Origin of the sequence: Vibrio sp. A1-1, from assembly GCF_021728175.1 — a bacterium.
GTDB classification, from domain to species: Bacteria; Pseudomonadota; Gammaproteobacteria; order Enterobacterales; family Vibrionaceae; genus Vibrio; species Vibrio diabolicus.
This window is the reverse complement of sequence record NZ_JAKKCL010000002.1, coordinates 65,154-85,126: the sequence shown is the minus strand read 5'-3', so window position 1 is coordinate 85,126 and position 19,973 is coordinate 65,154. Positions and strand designations below refer to the sequence as shown.

Annotated in this window: 16 protein-coding genes; 5 read left to right on the top strand and 11 right to left on the bottom strand. The window is 44.1% G+C overall.

The features are described from left to right. Positions 1 to 156: 156 nt before the first annotated feature. Positions 157 to 423, bottom strand: a complete 267-nt coding sequence (locus L3V30_RS04460) for a GrxA family glutaredoxin (protein ID WP_005378026.1) — start codon at positions 421 to 423, stop codon at positions 157 to 159. Positions 424 to 800: 377 nt separating this feature from the next. Between L3V30_RS04460 and L3V30_RS04455 the strand changes: the two genes are divergently transcribed. Next, the gene (locus tag L3V30_RS04455) at positions 801 to 2,045 is read left to right on the top strand and encodes an iron-containing alcohol dehydrogenase (protein ID WP_005393219.1); all 1,245 of its coding nucleotides are present in this window, start codon (positions 801 to 803) and stop codon (positions 2,043 to 2,045) included. A 78-nt stretch (positions 2,046 to 2,123) separates the two neighbouring features. Here the strand turns inward: L3V30_RS04455 and L3V30_RS04450 are convergent, their stop codons facing one another. From L3V30_RS04450 to L3V30_RS04430, 5 genes are all read right to left on the bottom strand, one after another. Beyond that, a complete protein-coding gene (locus tag L3V30_RS04450; protein WP_005378021.1) occupies positions 2,124 to 2,978 on the bottom strand; it encodes a MurR/RpiR family transcriptional regulator in 855 nt (284 codons plus the stop codon). A 311-nt stretch (positions 2,979 to 3,289) separates the two neighbouring features. Next, entirely contained in the window at positions 3,290 to 4,936 is a 1,647-nt protein-coding gene (gene panP / locus L3V30_RS04445) for a pyridoxal-dependent aspartate 1-decarboxylase PanP (RefSeq protein WP_005393216.1), read from the bottom strand. 199 nt (positions 4,937 to 5,135) lie between these two features. Beyond that, positions 5,136 to 5,648 carry a hypothetical protein gene (locus L3V30_RS04440; RefSeq protein ID WP_012841922.1) on the bottom strand — a complete coding sequence of 171 codons (513 nt, stop codon included), beginning with the start codon at positions 5,646 to 5,648 and terminating at the stop codon, positions 5,136 to 5,138. A gap of 206 nt (positions 5,649 to 5,854) precedes the next feature. Beyond that, positions 5,855 to 6,760 (bottom strand): lysine exporter LysO family protein, encoded by a 906-nt coding sequence (locus tag L3V30_RS04435; RefSeq protein ID WP_006742620.1) that lies wholly within the window; start codon positions 6,758 to 6,760, stop codon positions 5,855 to 5,857. 152 nt (positions 6,761 to 6,912) lie between these two features. Further along, positions 6,913 to 7,833 (bottom strand): HDOD domain-containing protein, encoded by a 921-nt coding sequence (locus tag L3V30_RS04430; protein ID WP_005393212.1) that lies wholly within the window; start codon positions 7,831 to 7,833, stop codon positions 6,913 to 6,915. A gap of 369 nt (positions 7,834 to 8,202) precedes the next feature. Between L3V30_RS04430 and L3V30_RS04425 the strand changes: the two genes are divergently transcribed. Next, positions 8,203 to 8,790, top strand: a complete 588-nt coding sequence (locus tag L3V30_RS04425) for a TfoX/Sxy family DNA transformation protein (protein ID WP_005393210.1) — start codon at positions 8,203 to 8,205, stop codon at positions 8,788 to 8,790. Between the two features lie 191 nt (positions 8,791 to 8,981). Here the strand turns inward: L3V30_RS04425 and L3V30_RS04420 are convergent, their stop codons facing one another. The 3 genes from L3V30_RS04420 to L3V30_RS04410 all read right to left on the bottom strand — a co-directional run bounded on the left by L3V30_RS04420 (position 8,982) and on the right by L3V30_RS04410 (position 12,254). Further along, positions 8,982 to 9,530, bottom strand: a complete 549-nt coding sequence (locus L3V30_RS04420; protein ID WP_005393208.1) for a hypothetical protein — start codon at positions 9,528 to 9,530, stop codon at positions 8,982 to 8,984. Positions 9,531 to 9,819: 289 nt separating this feature from the next. Continuing rightward, on the bottom strand, positions 9,820 to 10,317 hold the full coding sequence (locus tag L3V30_RS04415; RefSeq protein ID WP_012841921.1) for a response regulator: 498 nt from the start codon (positions 10,315 to 10,317) through the stop codon (positions 9,820 to 9,822). Next, positions 10,314 to 12,254, bottom strand: a complete 1,941-nt coding sequence (locus tag L3V30_RS04410; RefSeq protein WP_237308414.1) for an ATP-binding protein — start codon at positions 12,252 to 12,254, stop codon at positions 10,314 to 10,316. The genes L3V30_RS04415 and L3V30_RS04410 overlap by 4 nt, the downstream gene beginning before the upstream one ends. Positions 12,255 to 12,440: 186 nt before the next feature. Here L3V30_RS04410 and L3V30_RS04405 point away from each other — a divergent pair, with 186 nt between their 5' ends. The 3 genes from L3V30_RS04405 to L3V30_RS04395 all read left to right on the top strand — a co-directional run bounded on the left by L3V30_RS04405 (position 12,441) and on the right by L3V30_RS04395 (position 16,357). Then, positions 12,441 to 13,709, top strand: coding sequence for a DUF945 family protein (locus tag L3V30_RS04405; RefSeq protein ID WP_005393205.1), 1,269 nt, complete (start codon positions 12,441 to 12,443; stop codon positions 13,707 to 13,709). A 138-nt stretch (positions 13,710 to 13,847) separates the two neighbouring features. Next, positions 13,848 to 14,942, top strand: a complete 1,095-nt coding sequence (gene serC / locus L3V30_RS04400; RefSeq protein ID WP_074191151.1) for a 3-phosphoserine/phosphohydroxythreonine transaminase — start codon at positions 13,848 to 13,850, stop codon at positions 14,940 to 14,942. Between the two features lie 83 nt (positions 14,943 to 15,025). Further along, complete coding sequence (locus tag L3V30_RS04395) at positions 15,026 to 16,357, top strand: D-serine ammonia-lyase (protein WP_225461575.1); 1,332 nt, start codon at positions 15,026 to 15,028, stop codon at positions 16,355 to 16,357. Positions 16,358 to 16,454: 97 nt separating this feature from the next. Here L3V30_RS04395 and cydC read toward each other — a convergent pair whose 3' ends face one another. Then, complete coding sequence (gene cydC / locus L3V30_RS04390) at positions 16,455 to 18,176, bottom strand: cysteine/glutathione ABC transporter ATP-binding protein/permease CydC (RefSeq protein ID WP_237308412.1); 1,722 nt, start codon at positions 18,174 to 18,176, stop codon at positions 16,455 to 16,457. Next, positions 18,169 to 19,956, bottom strand: coding sequence for a cysteine/glutathione ABC transporter permease/ATP-binding protein CydD (gene cydD, locus L3V30_RS04385; protein ID WP_006742614.1), 1,788 nt, complete (start codon positions 19,954 to 19,956; stop codon positions 18,169 to 18,171). Before cydD ends, cydC begins: the two co-directional genes overlap by 8 nt. Between the last annotated feature and the right edge of the window lie 17 nt (positions 19,957 to 19,973).

Genomic DNA, 19,973 nt, shown 5'->3' with positions numbered 1-19,973 from the left:
GTGTGCCAAAAAGATTAAGAATTGTGAATTGTAACTAAATATAGCAAAAAGATAAGTGAATTTTTTTAGGTTTTACCATTAGTTGACGTAAGGTAATAACCAACTGAAAAATAATAAAAAAGCCGCATGAAGCGGCTTTCTTAAAAACTGTCTTTATTATTCGTCAAATAGACCTAGGTGCTCTTTCGCGTATGCTTCGAACTCGTCGCAGCCACCGATGTGCTCTTGGTCGATAAAGATTTGAGGAACAGTTTCAACTGGTTTACCAACTGTTTTCTCAAGATCTGCTTTAGAAATGCCTTCAGCATGGATATCAACGTAACGGTAGTTGAAGTCGTCACGCTTCGCTTTTAGCGTTTCTGCGTGTTCTTTTGCACGAACACAGAAAGGACATGCAGGGCGACCAAAGATAACAACGAACATAATCTTATTTCTCCTAAATCTATTCTTTTTTGAAAGCGTACAAAACATAGCGGCTGAGTGCGCTCTCTTTTGTTGCAGTAACTATGCCCGATCCAGATACGGAAATAAAGCAGCAATTACCTCTTGGTTCTATAGGTGAAATCTATCGAATAAAAACTAAACGCGCTCCCTTATTCTATGGCTCTAAAGTATGTGAAGTGACGCATAAAAAACATACATTTTAAGGGGTTAATGATGGCAAGGTGGAATTGGTCAATTTTTTTTATTCAAAAACATAGCAATCTAATCTGGCTATACGCAAATGACTTCAACTCTTACATAAGTGTTAAATCAGAGGGCAAGAGGTTATTTGGGTATATTATTTTGGGAGGATGTGTATGTTTCAGTTTATGACTGCAACAAGGATTATATTTGGTGAAGGTGCACTTCAGTCTTCATTATCCGTTATCAACCAATTTGGCTACAGTGTTTTGCTGGTAACTGGGAAGGACACCCAACGAGCCACGCCCATCATTAACTACCTTAAAGCTCAAAATATGCGTTACCAACACGTAGCAATCAATGGCGAACCTTATATCACAATGGTAGAAGAGACCGCGGTACTCGGTAGAAAATTCCAGCCTGATATGGTGATTGCTATTGGCGGTGGCAGTGTCATCGATATGGGTAAAGCCCTAGCCGCTATTATTCCTAATCAAGGCAATGTTTACGATTACGTCGAAGTGGTAGGAAGAAACGTACCATTAAAGGCAAAACCTCTTCATTTTATTGCAATTCCTACGACAGCAAGCACGGGCTCAGAGGTGACTCGAAATGCGGTGTTGAAGTCTGGACAAGATAAAGTGAAAGTGAGTCTTCGAAGCCCTGATATGCTGGCAGACGTTGCCATTGTGGATCCGACGCTCACTTATGGAACCGATCAATACACATCCGGGCGTGGCGCGATGGATGCGTTCACTCATTTGATGGAAGCGTATGTGTGTGGTGAGCCAAACCCTCTTACAGATATGGTGTGCGAAGAGGGACTTCGTCGTTTAAGCCGTTCAGTGATTGCTGCTTGTAAGCAAGATAATCATAAGGCTCGGTCGGATTTATCGTTCGCTGCGTTGCTCGGTGGCATGGCCATTACTAATGCCAAATTAGGTGCTGCGCATGGGCTTGCGTCGGCGTTAGGAGGTAAGTTAGATGCTCCCCACAGCGTGATCACGGCGCGTCTTGCACCGCACGTGATGCAGGAAAATATTAACGCCGCGAAGCTCGCTGGCAGGAATGATGTGATAAGTCGTTATCGTAAGCTTGCCCAATTGGTTACCGATCGTGCGAACGCGAATGAGCACGATGGGGTTCTTTGGGTAAATATGGTGTTAGATAAGTTAGCGTTGCCGTTACTTGGCCAATTCGGAGTATGCCAAACTTCTTTTGAACAAGTGGCGAACGATGCGCTTAAGTCGATGGCGATCAAAGGCAACCCGTTACCCCTTAATCAGGAACGTTTGATATACATATTGCAGCAAGTCTGTGATTGCAGTGGAGAGTGTGTGGCAGAGAGCACACAACACGTGAGCTCTGTAGAAGTGCTTGAATCAAGAACGGACTTATCGAGTGTGAACGACTTGGGTTGATGTATTGATCTAAAACACATTGAAAAAAGGGGGAGCGTCGAGCTCCCCTTTATTAAATCTTTCACTAAACAGCAGGACTTAGTACTGACTTAGCTTGTCATAGCGACTATCTTTCAACGCATCTTTTACGCGTTTTAGGTTCTCACGGAAACCTGTACCACGGCGGAGTGTGAAGCCAGTTGCCAGTACATCAATCACCGTCATCTGTACAACTCGACTCGCCATTGGCATATAGACGTCGGTATCTTCAGGAATATCAAGCGTAATAGCGAGTGAACTTGCCTTTTCTAGCGGTGAGTCCTTTGCTGTAATCGCAATGACCGTCGCGCCGTTTTCACGAGCAAGGTTTGCTATTTCGACCTGACTCTTCGTTCGACCTGTGTGAGAAATAAGAACCACAACATCATTATCACTGCAGTTAATACAACTCATGCGCTGCATGACAATGTCTTCAAAACAAGTAATTGGAATGTTAAAGCGAATAAACTTGTTTTGTGCGTCTCGGGCTACAGAAGATGATGCACCAAGGCCAAAGAATGAAATGCGCTTCGCTTGCGTTAGCAAATCGACCGCACGGTTCACTTGCATTGGATCTAGGCTGTTTTTCGCGACATCTAAACACGCCATGGTCGATTCGAAAATCTTATGGGTGTACGCGTCTGGGCCATCGTCTTCTTCCACGTTACGGTTAACGTAAGGGGTACCGTTGGCTAGGCTCTGTGCCAAGTGAAGCTTAAAATCTGGAAAGCCCTTGGTGTCCAGACGACGACAGAAGCGGTTTACAGTGGGCTCACTAACATCAGCCATTTTAGCCAACGTTGCAATGCTTGAATGAATTGCAGTTTGTGGAGACGCCATAATTACTTCCGCAACTTTGCGCTCTGACTTACTGAAATTCTCCAGGTTTTTTTGAATTTTTTCTAATGTATTCATAGTGTTCACGAGGGTATAGAGAACAACTCGCTGGTTCTGTTAACGAAAGGAAACACGAAGATTCCAGAGTAGAGTGGGGCGTTAACGAAAACAACCAGCGCCATAGAATCAGTATAAACCTGATCTTCAATCAGTCTAAACCAATAACGGATACTATTTAGTGAGAATTTGACAGGCCTCAAACAAAATGTTGTAAAAACTACAGAATTGGATGTGTAATCGATGTTTTGTTGCGCCAGTCGCACGAGAATGATGTTTGAGTTACATCAAAACGAAAAAAAATTTCAAATTGATGTAACTCTTTCGGGCCATTAAGACGATTGGATATCAGTGACCACCTGCTGAATTCTTTCCATCAAATTTGGCGCTTGCTTGGCGATTTCACGCTGTTCATCAAGCACCGAACTCAAAATCTCTTTGGTCGTCAGCGGATTTGCCAAAACCACTCGGAACACAATTGTGTTCATGCGCTGCCATTGGTCTGGGTTCAGTCTTGTACGTGAAACAAACGATTTGCCCGTTTCGCGCTGACGCTTTTGAATAAACTGTGTTAATTCATTAATCAGTTCATTCAGTTGTTCTTTTTGTGAACCTTCCGCTTTTGCTAATGCCTCACGGATGAATGGCGGCAAGTAGCGGTACGTGAGGAGACAAAGCTCTGGTTCAGAAACCAATTCGAAATCATCTTGCTGCTTGATTAAATCTGCAAAGTAGCGAGCTTTTTCAATGCTTTGGTCTATCAGCAGCTCATAGCCAGGGCGGCTGATGATGTGCATTGCGGCATAGACTAACATTGCCATGCCCGAACGAGAGCCTTCTAATGTATGGCTGCCTAGGTCTTTTGAGCCTTTACGCAAGATATATTGAGCGTGATGCTCTATGGATTTCATTGCGTCAGGGTCTTTGAACAGAACCATACCAGCGCCCATCGGGATGTAGAGTTGCTTGTGCGCATCAATGGTTACTGAGTCTGCCATTTCCACACCGTTAAGAAGGTGACGGTGGTGATTAGACATAAGTGTTGCGCCACCCCATGCGGCATCCACATGGAAATGACAACCGTGAGCTTGACAGACTTCTGCGATTTCAGGTAGCGGGTCGACATTACCTGTCTCTGTTGTACCAGCTACACCAATAACAGCAATAGGCTTGATGTTTTGTTTCTCTAGTTCAACAATTTTCGCTTTAAGGTCGTCGACAATAATACGGTTGTTGGCGTCCGTTTTAACCGCAACCAATCCGTCTTGACCTAAACCTAGTACATCGGCTGCTTTCTTAAGGGAGTAGTGACCACGCTCAGACACCAATACCGCTAAGCCATCGTAGCCATAATGCTTCATGGCTTTAAATAGGCCTTCTTTCTCAACGCCTTTAAATGAACCATTGGCTCTTAACGCCTTGTTACGTGCTACCCAAAGTGCAGTGATATTGGCAATGGTACCGCCGGAGCAAAATGCGCCCAATGAGTGGTTTGCGCTATGCATCCACTGATCGTAAAACGTATCGCTCTGACCATAGATCAAGCGATGTAGCATGCCCAAAACTTGACGTTCAAGCGGGGTAAAGGCTTTAGAAGTCTCTATCTTTACCAGGTTTTGGTTTAAGGCGATCATGATCTTTGACAGTGGCATCAAGAAATAAGGCAGCGCCGATGTCATATGACCAATGAAGCTTGGTGAAGAAGTGTGAACGGAGTGCGACACCAAAGTGTCGAGTAAGTGTTCTGTATGATCTGACACGAACTCTGGCTGCTCGGGAATCTGAGCAGAAGAAAAGTCTTTTTCGATTTCGCGTAAAGGCTTTTCTTCTGCCACGATGTGTTCACGAAGAAATTGATTTAGATTTCGCGAGAGGCTCTCGTCAATTTTGGTTAACGTTGAGTCAGGACCTTCTGGGACAGTGAAGATCTTTAGCAAGCTCTCAAAGCTAACGTCAGCGGTTTTTTGTTCCTTAACCATAGCAAAGAATCTTTGTAGTTATTTTGGTAATGCGAGCGGCACAATCTAAACTAAAACGGGCGCAAAGTCCCGTTTTAATTGTTGAAACCCATGTTGCTGAAATGAAAATTTTAGGTGAGGGTTACAATCTTCGCATTAAAAAATCGTTGATTTTAATGTGTTAAAACACTCGGTGTTTTCGAGCATCCCCAACGATTAATTAATCACACTTCTGCTTTTCAATCTTCTCTATTGACTGATTGTACTTATTAAGCGCGGTATCAATTTGTTGTGGATGGCTAAGCAGGTCGGCGAATGCTGAACGAAGCTCGTAGTTTTTTGGATGGTTAGTCGATTGACGGTCACTAAACGTTTGTTTTGCGACTTCACCTAACTTATCACTTCGGCTTGCTAGCTGCTTAACGTCGTGTTGTTCTAATTTTAGCCATGCTTCGATTGGCTGTTCTGTTGCAACACGGCTAGGATCGTTCTCTAGAAAATAGTGAACTGCTTCACGGTTTAATTCAAAGTGATGTTTACGGCCGTCCAAGAACCACTGGCTAACTTCTTTTAGATCTGGATACTGGGTAACCGTCAAATCAACAAGATCTTGATACCACTGTAGTGAGGCATCAACATAGCCGTCGTATTTGCTAGCAAGACATTGTTGATCTGCGGCAAACGTAAAAGTTGAGCTTGTAGCGAGGAGCGCTGCAACGACAAAGCGTTTCATTCTTCTTCCTTCTGGTTGTTATCCCTTTATTAACGCAAGGCACATAAGTTGATGTTTCACCCTTCTTTCTCTTTAGTCGTGATAAATCATTGGGCTAATTGACAAAAGGAAAGCGGATTATTGCCAAAACCTTGATCACTTTGACGTTAACTGGGTATTTGAATTTTTGCCGTATTGTAATGGATGTTAAAGCGAAAACCTGAGATCTAGCTAGCAAGTGATACAAAGAAAAGCATCATAACTGGTACCAGTAAACTCAAAATAAACCCACTAACGATGGCAACTGGGACACAACGCACACCACCTGTAGTCTGAATGACAGGTAGTGTAAAGTCCATCGCTGTTGCCCCTGCATAACCAATTGCTGTGCACGGATAGCTACGAATAAAGAGAGGAATGGCTACCAGCGCGACCAGCTCTCTCATCAATTCGATCAGGAAAGATGCCCCCCCAAACACGGGGCCAAAAGCGTCTCCCATCAAAATTCCTGCGAGTGAATACCAGCCAAACCCTGAAGCCATCGCGAGGGCTTGATAGAGAGGAAGGTCCAAAAGTATCGCTGCAATAACGCCACCAAGCATACATGTTGCGATCACAACTGCCGCAATGGCCATACCCTGTTTATTTAATAGAATTTGGCGAAGAGTAAGACCACTATTGCGAAGCTGAATACCAATAAAAAATAGGAGCAGGAAGAGTATCCATTCGCTCGCTGTATCCACCCAACTTAAATCGATGGGTAACAGCAGACCAACTACTAGCCCGCCACCAACGACAACAATCAGCTTTACTGATTCTAAAGCCATCGAGGATAGTGGCAGCTTCTTTTGATTCTGATTGGTCTGGAGAGGAATAATCCTATCGATAATAGGCAGCGCCAACAGATTACAGGTACTTAAACATAAAAAGAAAGTACTCGCATAGAGGAGAATACTCTGTAAGTTGCTACTTAAGTTATCGAGCGCTGCTAGGCTTAGTCCCATCAACGACAAAATGACGTAAATAAGGTAGGACGTTGATTGATTGATCTTCTCCAGTAACGAGGCTCGAGATATAGGAATTAGATACCCCACAACAAGTGGAGCGAAAATAAATAGCATCCCTGAGAACATAAAGCTCTATGATTCCTTTTTTGAGATAATACCAACACACATAAATCAAATTATTTATCGGTTGAAATTAGAGAGATATTTCACCAAATACCAAACGCTGCTCAGCCTTGAGCGAATCGTTTATCGCGAATTAGGTGTGAGAAAACGATAAATTACAAGCCGCTAGCACTTAGCACTGCACGTATTTGGTCATTGAAGTCAGTATCACTCATATTGCTGAGTTCATACAAGACCTCTGCACCTGTTAAGTTGAATTCAACTTCGTGTTCATCAATGCGTTCATCATGATTGCGGAACATCAATAGGTGATGCGCGATTCTTGCAATGTCTAAATAACTCACTTCCGGTCGCGTTTGCTCGTACTTCTCGTTTGAGGAGACCTCTCTAAAGTCATTGTCAAATCCCCAGCGCTCGAGCACCAGTTTGCTTGTTGCTGAACAACGAGTTTGGAAGATTTGCAACGCAATTTCAGGATCTAGGTAATTGCCTCTATCTAAGTACAGGTGGTACTCGTTAATTAGACAAAACAAACCGATATCGGCTAGCAGACCAACCAGCAATGCTTTTTCTTGCTCCAAGTGCCCGTAAGTACCTGGCTCGTGTTTACGAAACGCTTGAACCAATATCACCATGACGGCACCGAGTTCTCGGGATACCGCTGCACTTTTCACCAAGATAGCATTACATTCTTTGGTTAAATTTACTGAATGTTTAAGTTGTTCAATCGCTTGTGCGGTAACAATATCACGCACGCGCAGTATACCAAGGCGAGATACCGCGGTGGTTAAGTCGTTGCAGGTAATGTTTCTACGATTGAAAATTACAGAGTTTGCTACTCGCAGAACGACCGCCGCCAAGCCGGGATCTTCTAACAAACAGTTAGCAACATCTGAAATAGTGGTGTGTTCTTCGACACATAACTGCTGAATTTTAAGCACGACATCAGGAATAGGGGGTAATGAAATCTTACCCGTTGAGATGGACTGTTCTACCAGCTGAGCAAACTCGGATTCCAGTGCGTTTATAAGCTTATCTTTATTATTTGGCAGCCAAAAAAATGATAAATGTTCCATTGTGACGCTGTACTTGAGATCTTTCGTACAGTGTACCCTTACAGCGTATTCTTTATCAATTAAATGCGTATCACGTGCTCGTAATTGCCAGCGAGATCATAATGATGGCGTGTTTTGGGCATGCCGTGCGTCAAAAAAATATCACCACATGAATAATAAGTGTGAAACTAATCACGTATGCAGAATATATACTTTTTTATATGTGACCTATGTCCTAACTTATTTTTCAACGTTAAGTATGATTAAGCAAGTTGGTGAGCACAACTCACAAAAATATCGCCAACAAATCGACATTTATAATTCGCTATAAGCTGCTGTTTATCTGGTGACATCGCTAATCGGGGTAATTTATTCAGATTAAAGAGGTCAATGGACATGACAGACCAAGCTTTTTTTAAATATGTACGCAACTTTAGTGAGTATCAAAAACGTTCTATGTTCGGTGGTATCGGTTTATTCACCGATGACGCTATGTTTGCGCTTGTTAGCAATGATTGCTGCTACTTACGTGGTGGTAATGGATTGGACGAAGTATTTACTCAACTGAATTGCGAAAAATATAAGCACGTCAAAAAACAGACGACGGCAACCGTAAATTATTATGACGTAACAGATTTATTTGAATCCGGATATGCAGGGCTCGATGAACTGGTACAAAAATCAATTGAATACTCAATTAAGGAACGAAAATATCAAAAGTCTTCTGCCAGTAGACGTTTGAGAGATCTGCCAAATATGCAGTTAACTCTTGAGCGAATGGTCAAGAAAGCAGGTGTTGATGACGTAGAAACCTTTTTAGAACTTGGACCTGTAAAAGTCTTCAACAAAGTTAAAGTGGCTTATGGCAATGACGTTGATGTTAAGTTGCTTTGGAAATTCGCTGGTGCAACTGACGGTGTTCATTGGAAACTGATTCAAGAGCCGCGTAAAAAGCAGTTATTGGCGCTGTGTGAGTAAGCAAGCTAAACGCACGATGATTGACTCGTTTTGATGGAGTTAGCGGGTCGTAAAGGCAAGTGTTGAAAGCGGAAAAAGGACATTGAAGTTTTTGACCACTTCATTGAGTTAGTCATTAGATTAGACAAAAAAACCGAGGCATGGGCCTCGGTTTTTGTTTTTTAATTTGCTCTTTTCTTAAAGCACAAATCTTAAAACTTAAAACGCGTGGTGAACATTACCTGATCACCATAAAAGTCGTTGATACGCGCTTCAGCACCTAGAGAGAAAAGCTCAGTTGAGTGGAAACGAGCGTATGCTGCACCGGTCCAGTCGTCATCGTTATCAATAGATACGTAGCCGACTTTGCCGCCTACTTCTAATTGAGGACCTAACCATTGACGAACACCTAAGTTCAGTTCCATACCTACGTCAGTGCTGCTATCGCTTGAAGGTTGTACAACGCGCATTAGCATTTCACCTGTAAGGTCAGCCCAGTTGTTTAGTGGCGAATGAAAGCCAAAACCAGCGGCTGAGTCAAAATCACTTTCAAACTCAGAGTCGATACGAGCAATAACATGTGCGTTAGGGTGAATTGATTTGCTGAATCCAGCACCAAATGTCACAGGACTTGCGCCAATACGTGCTTCGAAATAGTCGTAGCTAAAGTTGCTCATAGTTGCTGGCGCATTGCGGTCGTTTGCGGCTAGGGCATGGCTTGATGCCACTAGTAAGGCAGCGGCTAATAGTGTTTTACGCATAACTAACGATAAACCTTGTTCATTATTTCCATGGATTCAAGCAACCACTTGAACCGTAATCTGATTTGTCCGACATCATAATAAAAAGGAAGGTCCACGACCAACAAAAATGTGTCGATGTTTTGTCAATTAACTTAATAGTTAGTTGGTTTAAGCAAAAACTACGCCATATACATAACGTCTAAGAGCATCAATCGGATAAATAGTGATGCTTTTCCATACTCGCGCTATTGCGCGAAATAACGTGGATCAGCTGGCTTTGGTGACATTCAAGCTAGAGCCACGCATATTACTCGCCGAAGCTTGCTCTGCGTTCAGCCATGGCATTGAGGATCGCCTCAGAATCAAGGACTTGAGTCCAAGATAGTAAGTTATCATCATTTGCAATCATAAAAGCAGTAAGCTGAGACACGATTGCTTTTCTCAACTCTTCTCCTCTCCATGGTTTGGCTATGTAATAGTCCAGACTTGCGTTATTGACGGCCTCAACGGTGTCTTCTAAGCCAGCTTGTCCTGTAAGTAAGACTTTGCGGGCCGCTTTTGTGTCACCATTTTGACTGAGTTCGATTAAGAAGCTAATCCCAGTTTGCTCCGGCATAATGTGGTCGCATAAAATGAGCGCAAGCTGAACTTCCTCTTCCGCCATCTCCTCGATCACTTGCCTTGCTTCAGTGACTGATTCCGCTCCCTCGACAATAAAATGTTCCTCAAAGGGAGCGAGATCCTGGAGCACGCTATCCAAGACTTCTCGTTCGTCATCGACACATAAAATTAAATACTTGGTCATATTTCATCTCCTTTTTCGATGACTGGTAACCAGACTGTCATTCGTGTGAACTTGTCGAGCTCTGATTCGACGTCAATCCATCCTTTATGTGCTGTCACGATTTGCTGGCAGATGGACAGCCCAATGCCTAAACCAAAGTTACCTTCTTTTTTCGTCGTGAAGTTGAGCTCGAAAATGGCTTCTCTTTGCGATTCAGGAATGCCACACCCATTATCTTCAAATGAGATAACGGCGTAATGTGTATTATCTTTTTCTGCAAGACGTGTTTGTATTTTTAAAACGCCTTTTTCCGGAAATGCATCAATGGCGTTAGAGACCAAATTCGTCCATACCTGTTGGAGTGCGATTGGTTGACAAAGGATAGGAGGTAAATCCGCATAATCAGTGGAAACCTGATGCATTTTTAGTTTGTTTTCGAAGATCACCAAGGTGTCTTCAATACCTTCATGAATATCAGCATAGTGCTGGGTCTCATCATCTGAGCGTGCGTAACCTTTAAGGCTTTTCACCATATCTGCAATTCGCGCAGCACAGACGTTAATCGAGCGAAGAGTGGAACCTGCTTTGTGGTATTGCTCAAGAGTATCGAGAACATGAGAAGACACTTGCTGTTTTTTCGTTAGTTGAGTGAGTAACTCGTGATCTGACTCTAGCCCAAGGTTCACCACTTTCTTTGCCAATGTTCGGTCTGGAAGGGCATGATTAAGTGCTTTAACGCGTGATCTGAGCTCAGCGGTTGAAGCGGGTTTTGCGGTTTGAGCTTTGCTCAACAACTCAATGCCTTTGGTTTGTATATCGGAACTGGGTACTTCGTTAAGTAATCTTTCTAGCGTATGCGTTAAATTCTCTACGCCCCTCAATATCGCTGCTATCGGATTATTTAGTTCATGCGCCACGCCCGCAACCAACTGGCCGAGCATCGCCATTTTTTCTCTTTCAATGAGTTGCTGGTGGGCAGACTCCAGCGATTCGAGCGTTTTTTGAAGTTGCAACTTGGTGTTGATGCTTCTTTGTAATCGACGGTTGAAGTGGCGTAAGAGCAAGTTTGTAAAAAGAGGCAGCAAGTTTGAGTCGCTTTGCATCACTTTATTGAATACGTTGCGATCGAGTTTGATGACCTCTGTCTTTGTCAGCGTTAGGGCTGTCGAGAAAGAACATTCCCCAGTAACAAACGACATGCCTCCGACAATATTACCTTTGTTATGGCGTACAACCTCTCGCTGCATGCCTTGTTCATCGCGCTTGTACAGAGCCACTTCACCATCGGTAATAAACCACAAAAAGCTATTTGGCTCGCCTTCCACGGTTAATAAGTGTTCAGGTGAGTATGTACGGCACGCTCTTGTTTCGTCGTTATCTTTGAAAAACTGCTGGAGAGCGGAGATCACTTGCTCGGCTAACTCGGCATCAGACATCGAGTGGTAGTCGTGTAAAAAGCCCGCTTGATAATGGCTCATCTGATTATTGATGTGCGCTCGCAACAAGCTGTGATGATCCAATATCTGACTGTAACTTAGCAGGTCTTCTTTACCGTTTCGCAATATAAATTGGGTCAGCTCTTTTTGCACTGTGTTAAATAAGACGTGATCTGGCAAAGGTTTAGTGAGGCAGTGGTCGAGCCTGCCCTCATTAACGGCAGTGAGAATTGCCTCTATATCAGACGAGCAGCTAATAAGAATTTTTCTTGCTTGCTCGGTATGCGGCATCCGGTCTAAACCAATAAGAAAATCCACGCCATTAAAATGAGCGTGATGGCTCGCTATAACTAAAGCAACAGTCTGTTCTCTTTCTTCTAGATACTCTAAAGCGCTTTGAGCCTCTTCTATCGATTCGACAGAAAAAATATCAAACTTACTTGAGAAGGCAGACAGCTCCAATCGAAACTGTTCAGCACTGATTGGGTTGTTGTCGAGACACAACACAGCATAACGATTCACAGATGTTTTAGCTCCGGTTAAAACTTCGCCACGCAAACTTTAACAATAAAAGGACATGATGAGTGGGAGCCAAGTATGATTCCTGATTAATGGACTAGAATAAGCATCAATAGTCTGATTTGTCTCAATGTTTTCTCCGCAGAAGGTTTGGGGTAGACTGACCGAAAATACCTAATAAGTGACGTTATGCAAAATCTTAAAAAAATCGGCGCCATTGGTGGTGCTATCTCATTAGCGCTGTGTTGGCCATTGGCTGTCGGACAAATTGGTCAGTCCATCATTGAAGATGGTATTACCAATATGAATGATGAAATGATTAAAGGCGAGGTGGTCGAGTATCAGCGTGGCTATTTGTCTTCAGTCGTGCTGACTCGTTATTCAGTTGTTGACCCTGAGCTTAAAACGCAGCTAGAGCGTGATGGCATGCCAACGACGTTTGATGTAACCAGTGATGTTAGCCATGGTCTAACAAGCCTAACAGCAGATTCAAAATTGGTGGACAATGACTTTTTGCCTCTCACGATGCATAGTCAGACCCAACTAAATGGCAATACGGCATTCACCCTTGACCTAGACAGTTGGCATTATCGTAACGAAGCGCAAGGTGTTTCTGTTTCTACAAGCCCTGCAAAAGTGACAGGGGATGTGACGGTATTGGGTGATCTCAATTACCAAGTTTCTGTTCCTTCTGTTCAAGTGGATTTTGAAAACGGTGAAGAGCTTCATCTGAATGCATTGACAGGTCAGGGTAAAGGTAAGCAAGCAAAAGGCTATTGGCTGGGTGAGCAATCTTTTTCTCTAGAGAAGCTGGATGTGGTTGATTCGAACTTAACGCCTGTCTTTTTGATTGAGAATGCAAGTTACCGCGGCAACACTACGATGAATGAGTCTGGTGATAAGCTGAACAGTCAGCTGAACCTAGATGCTAAGAAACTGCGTTTAACTGATGGTACGGATGTCGATAACTTTAAGTTGGATTTCTCAATTGCAGATGTGGATAGCCAGTCATTTGACCAAATTATGTCTATCTATCAAAGCTCTCCAATGTTAGACGAGCAGGAAATTGCGAGCTTATTGCCGCATGTTGACACGCTGTTTAGCAAAGGTTTTGATTTATCCGTGAATGAGCTTTCACTTGCGTTTGGTGACGGTAAGTTCCATAACGAGTGGCAATTATCCATTCCTGAAGGTACTGACCACATTACTCAAGACCCAATGAAGTTGATGACGGCGACTACTGGTGAGCTCAGCACTTACTTCTCTGACGAATTAGTGACGCACTACCCATTTATTCAAGAAGGAATTGATGAGCTGCTAATAATGGAGTTGATCGAGAAAGTAGAGGGCGGTTATCAACTCAAAGCAGAAATCGGTGAAGGCAAATTGAAGTTCGAAAATGGACATGAGTTCCCATTAGTGGCGCTACTTATGCCTGCCTTGATGCAACAACAGTAGCCAAGTATTGTTGCGGAATTAATCCAATTTAACGCTTAGTCTTTAAAAAGAGGTCGTAAGACCTCTTTTCTTGTTTTTATCGCTGCGAAAACGTGATATTAATTTCGTAATATTTACATAGCAGGAGCAATGAGCATCATGGAACAAAATACGGACAACGTATTTAACTTCAGTGCAGGGCCAGCAGGTCTGCCTAAAGCAGTTATGCAGCAAGCACAACAGGAACTAATTGATTGGCAAGGTCTTGGTACTTCGGTCATGGAAATCAGCCACCGAAGCAAAGAGTTCATCAAAGTTGCAGAAGAAGCCGAGCAAGATTTACGTGATCTTCTGAATATTCCGGACAACTATAAAGTGCTGTTCTGCCAAGGTGGTGCTCGTGCTCAGTTTGCTGCTGTTCCTCTAAACCTACTTGGTGATGCCGAGACGGCAACTTACATCGACGGCGGTTATTGGGCTGAAAGTGCGGTAGCTGAAGCGAAAAAATACTGCGAGCCAGACGTATTTGATGCAAAAACAGAAATCAACGGAAAAGTAGCCGTTCTACCTGCAAACGAATGGAAAATTGCTCCAGAAGCGGCTTACGTGCATTTTTGTCCAAATGAAACCATTGACGGTATCGAGATTAACGATCTTCCTGTCACCGACAAACCAATCGTTGCTGACATGTCTTCGACGATTCTTTCTCGTGAGATTGATGTATCGAAATACGGTGTGATTTATGCGGGCGCTCAGAAAAACATTGGTCCTTCAGGCATTGCTATCGCTATCGTGCGCGACGACTTGTTAGGTATGGCGAAGCAGGTACTGCCAAGTATCTTGGATTACACTGTTCTGGCTGAGAAAGAATCAATGTTCAACACGCCACCAACCTTTGCATGGTACCTGTCTGGCCTAGTTTTTAAATGGTTAAAGGCGCAGGGTGGGGTAAAAGCGATCGAGCAAGTGAACCGCGATAAAGCCGCACTACTGTATGATTACATCGATCAGTCTGATTTCTACCGTAATGGCGTGCACTCAGCAAACCGTTCTTTGATGAATGTGCCATTCCAACTTGCGAAACCTGAACTGGATGCAACCTTCCTTGAACTAGCCGATGCCAAAGGGCTGAAATCACTAAAAGGGCACCGAGCCGTTGGTGGTATGCGAGCTTCCATTTATAACGCCATGCCGCTAGAAGGTGTACAAGCGTTAGTCGATTTTATGCAAGAGTTTGAGAAAAACTACGCATAAAATCAAATTCACTGTTATTCATGAAAGCGTCGCAATTGCGGCGCTTTTGTTTATCTCAACTCACATCACTCCAGGAAGGTAAAATGACCAAGGCGAATATTGAAGCGCTGATCAAGCAGTTCCCACTCTTGGCGCCACTTATCGATCTTAAGGAGGTTTGCTGGTTTAACCCAAACATAACCTCTTTAGCAGAAGGTTTGCCCTATGTGGGGCTAGATGAGAAAGATATTCAAGCTGCGAGTGAACGGCTAGCACGATTTGCGCCTTATTTGATGAAAGCGTTTCCCGAAACGGAAGCTTCGCATGGCATCATTGAGTCTTCTGTGGTGGATGTTCCCAAGATGAAAGTGCGTTTGGAGCAGCAATACGACACGCCAATATTGGGTCGTTTAATGCTCAAAAAAGACAGTCATCTGCCAATTTCTGGTTCTATCAAAGCGAGAGGTGGCATTTATGAAGTGCTCACCCATGCCGAAAAGTTGGCGTTTGAAGCTGGCTTACTCTGCGAAACCGATGATTACAGCAAATTGTTCAGCAATGAGTTTCGGCAGTTTTTTAAGCAGTACAGTATTGCTGTTGGGTCAACGGGTAACCTCGGTATGTCCATTGGCATCATGAGTGCAAAGCTTGGTTTTTCAGTCTCGGTTCACATGTCTTCTGATGCGCGGGAGTGGAAGAAAAATAAGCTCCGATCACATGGCGTCAAAGTGATGGAGTACCAGCAAGACTATGGTGTTGCCGTTGAGCAAGGTCGTAAAGAAGCAGAGCAAGATCCTAACTGCTTCTTTATTGATGATGAAAACTCGCAGACGTTGTTTCTAGGTTACTCTGTTGCGGGTGAGCGTCTTAAGCAGCAGTTTGATGACTTGGGAATTGTGGTTGATGAGCATCATCCGCTGTTTGTTTATCTACCCTGTGGTGTTGGCGGTGGGCCAGGTGGCGTGGCGTTTGGTTTGAAAGTCGAGTTTGGTGATCATGTTCATTGTATTTTCGCAGAGCCAACGCACTCTCCGTGCATGTTGTTGGGCGTACATACCGGCTTGCATGACGAGATTGCGGTACAAGATTTGGGTATCGACAACATGACCGCTGCTGATGGATTGGCAGTAGGGCGTGCGTCGGGCTTTGTCGGTAGAGCGATGGAAAGGCTAATTGATGGCTTTTACACCATTGATGATGCTCGTATGTATCACCACTTGGGTGAGTTAAGTGAACTAGAAGGCATTAATCTAGAGCCTTCTGCATTAGCCGGTATGGTTGGGGTAGTGCACGTCTCGAATAATCATGCTTATCAGTCTCGAATGCAATTTGACGAAGAAAAACTCAGAAACGCAACGCATCTTGTTTGGGCAACAGGTGGAGGGATGGTTCCGGAAGATGAAATGGCGGCTTATCTCAAAAAATCAGGTCGGTAAATCAGCCTTTTATACGTACTTAACTAGGCAATTAACAATACAGGAATAACAAAAGGGCTCATCGTTTGATGAGCCCTTCTCGTCACTGAAAATCGAATTATAGAGACTGTAATAGCTGGTAGTAACGCCCTTTTTGAGCGAGTAGCGTTGGATGATCGCCTTGTTCGATGATCTCACCTTGTTCCATCAAACAGATGCTATCCATGCTTTCTAGCTCTATTAGTCGGTGTGTAATGAATATCACTGTCTTATTAGCAAAGTGCTCATTGAAAAGCGCCATCACTTTCTGTTCCGTACGCTTATCGAGACCTTCAGTTGGTTCATCCAAGAGTAGGATTGGCGCATCACGTAGCAATGCGCGAGCGATACCGATTCGGCGTTTCTCTCCACCAGATAACTGACGACCACCTTCGCCTAACCAAGCATCTAGCCCTGGAGCCTCAAGAAGGCCACCAAGTTCGACTTTTTGAAGAATCTCAGACAGTCGCTCATCACTTGCTTCTGGAGCGGCCATAAGTAAGTTGTCACGCAGTGTTCCATTCAGTACATCAACGCGTTGACTGACCACTGTCATTGCTTCTCGCAGGTCAGACTCGCTCCAATCTTGCAGTTTTGTACCACCGATTCGAACTTCACCTTGGTTAACATCCCAGTAGCGACAAAGAAGCTGAATGAGTGTTGATTTACCTGAACCTGTTTGACCTACAATCGCTGTTTTAGTGCCCAACGGTAGTGAGAGTGACAATTCTTTCAGCACCTTTTGCTGACCGTCAGGGTAAGTGAAGTCAATGTTGTCGAATTCAATGTCTAACGTTGTGCCTTTATGTTTCGATTGCTCAGGGAAGACAACGTCAGGTTCAGCCAAAATTACTTCATTTAAACGACGAGCAGAAGTCAACGTTTGCCCCAGGTACTGGAACGCGCCCGCAATAGGCATCAAAATTTCAAAACTTGCCATCGTTGCAAATGCAAACAACGCAATCCAAGGATCAGGAGCATGACCTCCTACGCCGTCTGCAGCAAACCAAAGCATCACAACCAGTGTAAGACCGTTCACAAGCATAAGCAGGCCTGAAGCCATGCCCGTTAAATTCGCGTTCACAAACTGATTAGACAAAAGCTGCTTTTGCTTCTCTAGAATGAGATTGCGATAACGCTCTTCTGCTCCAAAGATACTCAGTTCGCTGTAGCCTTGAAGCCAGTCCAGAGTCGCCACTCGCAACTGCGCTTTATGATAAGTGAGGTTCTCGCCATTGTTTTTACCCAGTTTATAGAACAGCACCGGCCATACAAACAACATGACGGTAAGAATCGAACCAAGCAGCAGGGCGAGATGCCAGTCAAAAAATGCCAGGACAGCCGTTAAACTTAGTATCCCAAAAATACCAATCACGACAGGGCTGATAAGTCGAAGATAAACGTGATCCATCGCATCTACGTCCGCCACTAGGCGGTTGAGCAGATCAGCATCACGCATCGTAGAGACACGACCCGGAATCAGTGGTGCAAGTTTCTTAAAGAAGAAGATACGTAGATCGGTAAGCAGTTTGAACGTTGCATTGTGGCTAACGACACGTTCTCCCCATCGACCTGCGGTTCGAGCCATTGCAGCGCCGCGTACCCCGGCACCTGGTAACATGTAGTTGAAGGTCTCACGAGCTACCGTCAAGCCTGCCACCGCAGCGGCTGAAATAAACCAACCCGATAGCGTTAATAAGCCAATAGATGCAGCTAAGGTCAGAAATGCCAATAGCATACCTAGAGAAAGACCAAACCAATGTTTCTTATAGAGTTTTAGATAAGGGAGTAAATCACGCATCTAAGTTCCCCTTGTCTGTTTCACGTTGTGCGAGGTTCGCTTCCAACATGTCTTTAAATAAGCCATCTTCTGTCGACAGTGTGTCGTAATCACCACATTGAACAATCTGGCCGTCCTGCATAACAAGAATTTGCGATACGCTTTGTAAAGGTGCCAACTGGTGAGTAATTATCAAATTCGTTGTGGCATGTGCGTACTTGTTAATGCCTTCCATGACGAGTTTTTCACTACGAGCATCTAAGCTTGCGGTCGGTTCATCTAATAACCAAAAACGACCATTTTGTAGCATAGCGCGAGCCAACGCTAAACGCTGGGCTTGACCGACAGATAAACCACCAGAGCGGTCAGATATCGGGTAATCCAACCCATGCATTTCAACAAATTCAGCAGCATGAGAGTCATTCAAAACAGAATGAACGTCTGCATCTTGAATGTTGTGTTTGCCTAACGTGACGTTATCTCGAATGCTGCCATGTAATAGCATTGGGTTTTGACCAATCCAGCTTACGGCCTCTCGCCATGTGGCTAGATCCAGTTGTGACAATTCACAACCATTAATCTTCAAGCTACCTTGATAAGGCATGAAACCGAGGATGGTGTTTACCAAGCTTGTTTTACCTGCACCACTTGGTCCAACTAAAGCCGTACTTTTGTTGGCTTCAAGAGAGAAGGATAGGGGACCTGCGAGCTGCTTACCTTCCGGACTAAAAATGGTTAACTCGTCTGCTTCAATATGGATAGGGCTGTTTTTATCTAACGCTTGGGTTCCATCTTTGATTTGATCGACTTCCAAATCTAGAAACTCGACAATACTTTCTGCTGCGCCAACCGCTTGCTGTTTCGCATGGTAGAACGTGCCCAAATCACGTAATGGCTGATAAAACTCTGGCGCAAGAATCAGAATGAACAAGCCAGCAAACAGCGTAACACCTGTGCCGTAGTAGCCGAAATCGAGCTCTCCGATATAACTAAAGCCAAAGTAGACGGCGGTAATTGCGATAGAAATGGAAGTGAAAAACTCTAAAACCGCAGAAGATAGAAACGCGATTTTCAGAACGTCCATGGTACGAGTACGAAAGACTTCCGAAGCACCCTTCAGAGTTTCAGTTTCAGATTTTGTTCTATCGAATAAGCGAATGGTCGTCATTGCTTGCAAGCGGTCATAAAAGTGACCGGACAAACGCTGCATCGCTTTAAAGTTTTTGCGGTTTGCTTCTGCGGCTTTCATCCCAACCAGTGCCATGAAAATAGGCACCAGTGGTGCAGTGACTAGGAAGATCAAGCCTGCCGCCCAGTTTACTGGGAATACGACAACCAAAATAATGAAAGGCACTAGTACCGATAATGACATCTGAGGCAAGTAGCGAGAGAAGAAATCTTGCATATCTTCTACCTGCTCTAAGATGAGCGTCGCCCAGCTGCCGGCAGGTTTGCCTTTGATGTAAGCTGGCCCAAGTTTATGAACTTTATCTAAAATGAGTTGGCGAATATAAACTCGAATTTGCTCACCGCAACGGTAACCGGCAAGCTCTCGACCCCAGGTACAAGTAGCTCGACCGATAACCGTGCCACCAAGCCCAACAAAATGCCAAATGAGGTCGGCTTTGTCTACTTGGTCAATGATTAACTGGTGCAGAATGGAGGCGAGCAGGGCTGCTTGAGCCAATAAAAACACGCTTGAAAGTACGCCTAGGCCTATCGCAATCATAAGCCAGCGCTTGGCTAACTTACTTTGTTGCTTCAGCCACTTATTCAAGCTGCTTTGCTTTTTCTTATCCATCGTGAAGGCTTAATGAT

Bases quoted from the DNA above. Each gene is read 5' to 3' on its own strand.
- serC (WP_074191151.1), top strand. From the start codon at position 13,848: ATGGAACAAAATACGGACAACGTATTTAACTTCAGTGCAGGGCCAGCA.
- L3V30_RS04405 (WP_005393205.1), top strand. From the start codon at position 12,441: ATGCAAAATCTTAAAAAAATCGGCGCCATTGGTGGTGCTATCTCATTA.
- cydD (WP_006742614.1), bottom strand. From the start codon at position 19,956: ATGGATAAGAAAAAGCAAAGCAGCTTGAATAAGTGGCTGAAGCAACAA.
- L3V30_RS04420 (WP_005393208.1), bottom strand. From the start codon at position 9,530: ATGCGTAAAACACTATTAGCCGCTGCCTTACTAGTGGCATCAAGCCAT.
- L3V30_RS04435 (WP_006742620.1), bottom strand. From the start codon at position 6,760: ATGTTCTCAGGGATGCTATTTATTTTCGCTCCACTTGTTGTGGGGTAT.
- L3V30_RS04425 (WP_005393210.1), top strand. From the start codon at position 8,203: ATGGACATGACAGACCAAGCTTTTTTTAAATATGTACGCAACTTTAGT.
- L3V30_RS04440 (WP_012841922.1), bottom strand. From the start codon at position 5,648: ATGAAACGCTTTGTCGTTGCAGCGCTCCTCGCTACAAGCTCAACTTTT.
- L3V30_RS04460 (WP_005378026.1), bottom strand. From the start codon at position 423: ATGTTCGTTGTTATCTTTGGTCGCCCTGCATGTCCTTTCTGTGTTCGT.
- L3V30_RS04395 (WP_225461575.1), top strand. From the start codon at position 15,026: ATGACCAAGGCGAATATTGAAGCGCTGATCAAGCAGTTCCCACTCTTG.
- L3V30_RS04415 (WP_012841921.1), bottom strand. From the start codon at position 10,317: ATGACCAAGTATTTAATTTTATGTGTCGATGACGAACGAGAAGTCTTG.
- panP (WP_005393216.1), bottom strand. From the start codon at position 4,936: ATGGTTAAGGAACAAAAAACCGCTGACGTTAGCTTTGAGAGCTTGCTA.
- cydC (WP_237308412.1), bottom strand. From the start codon at position 18,176: ATGCGTGATTTACTCCCTTATCTAAAACTCTATAAGAAACATTGGTTT.
- L3V30_RS04430 (WP_005393212.1), bottom strand. From the start codon at position 7,833: ATGGAACATTTATCATTTTTTTGGCTGCCAAATAATAAAGATAAGCTT.
- L3V30_RS04450 (WP_005378021.1), bottom strand. From the start codon at position 2,978: ATGAATACATTAGAAAAAATTCAAAAAAACCTGGAGAATTTCAGTAAG.
- L3V30_RS04455 (WP_005393219.1), top strand. From the start codon at position 801: ATGTTTCAGTTTATGACTGCAACAAGGATTATATTTGGTGAAGGTGCA.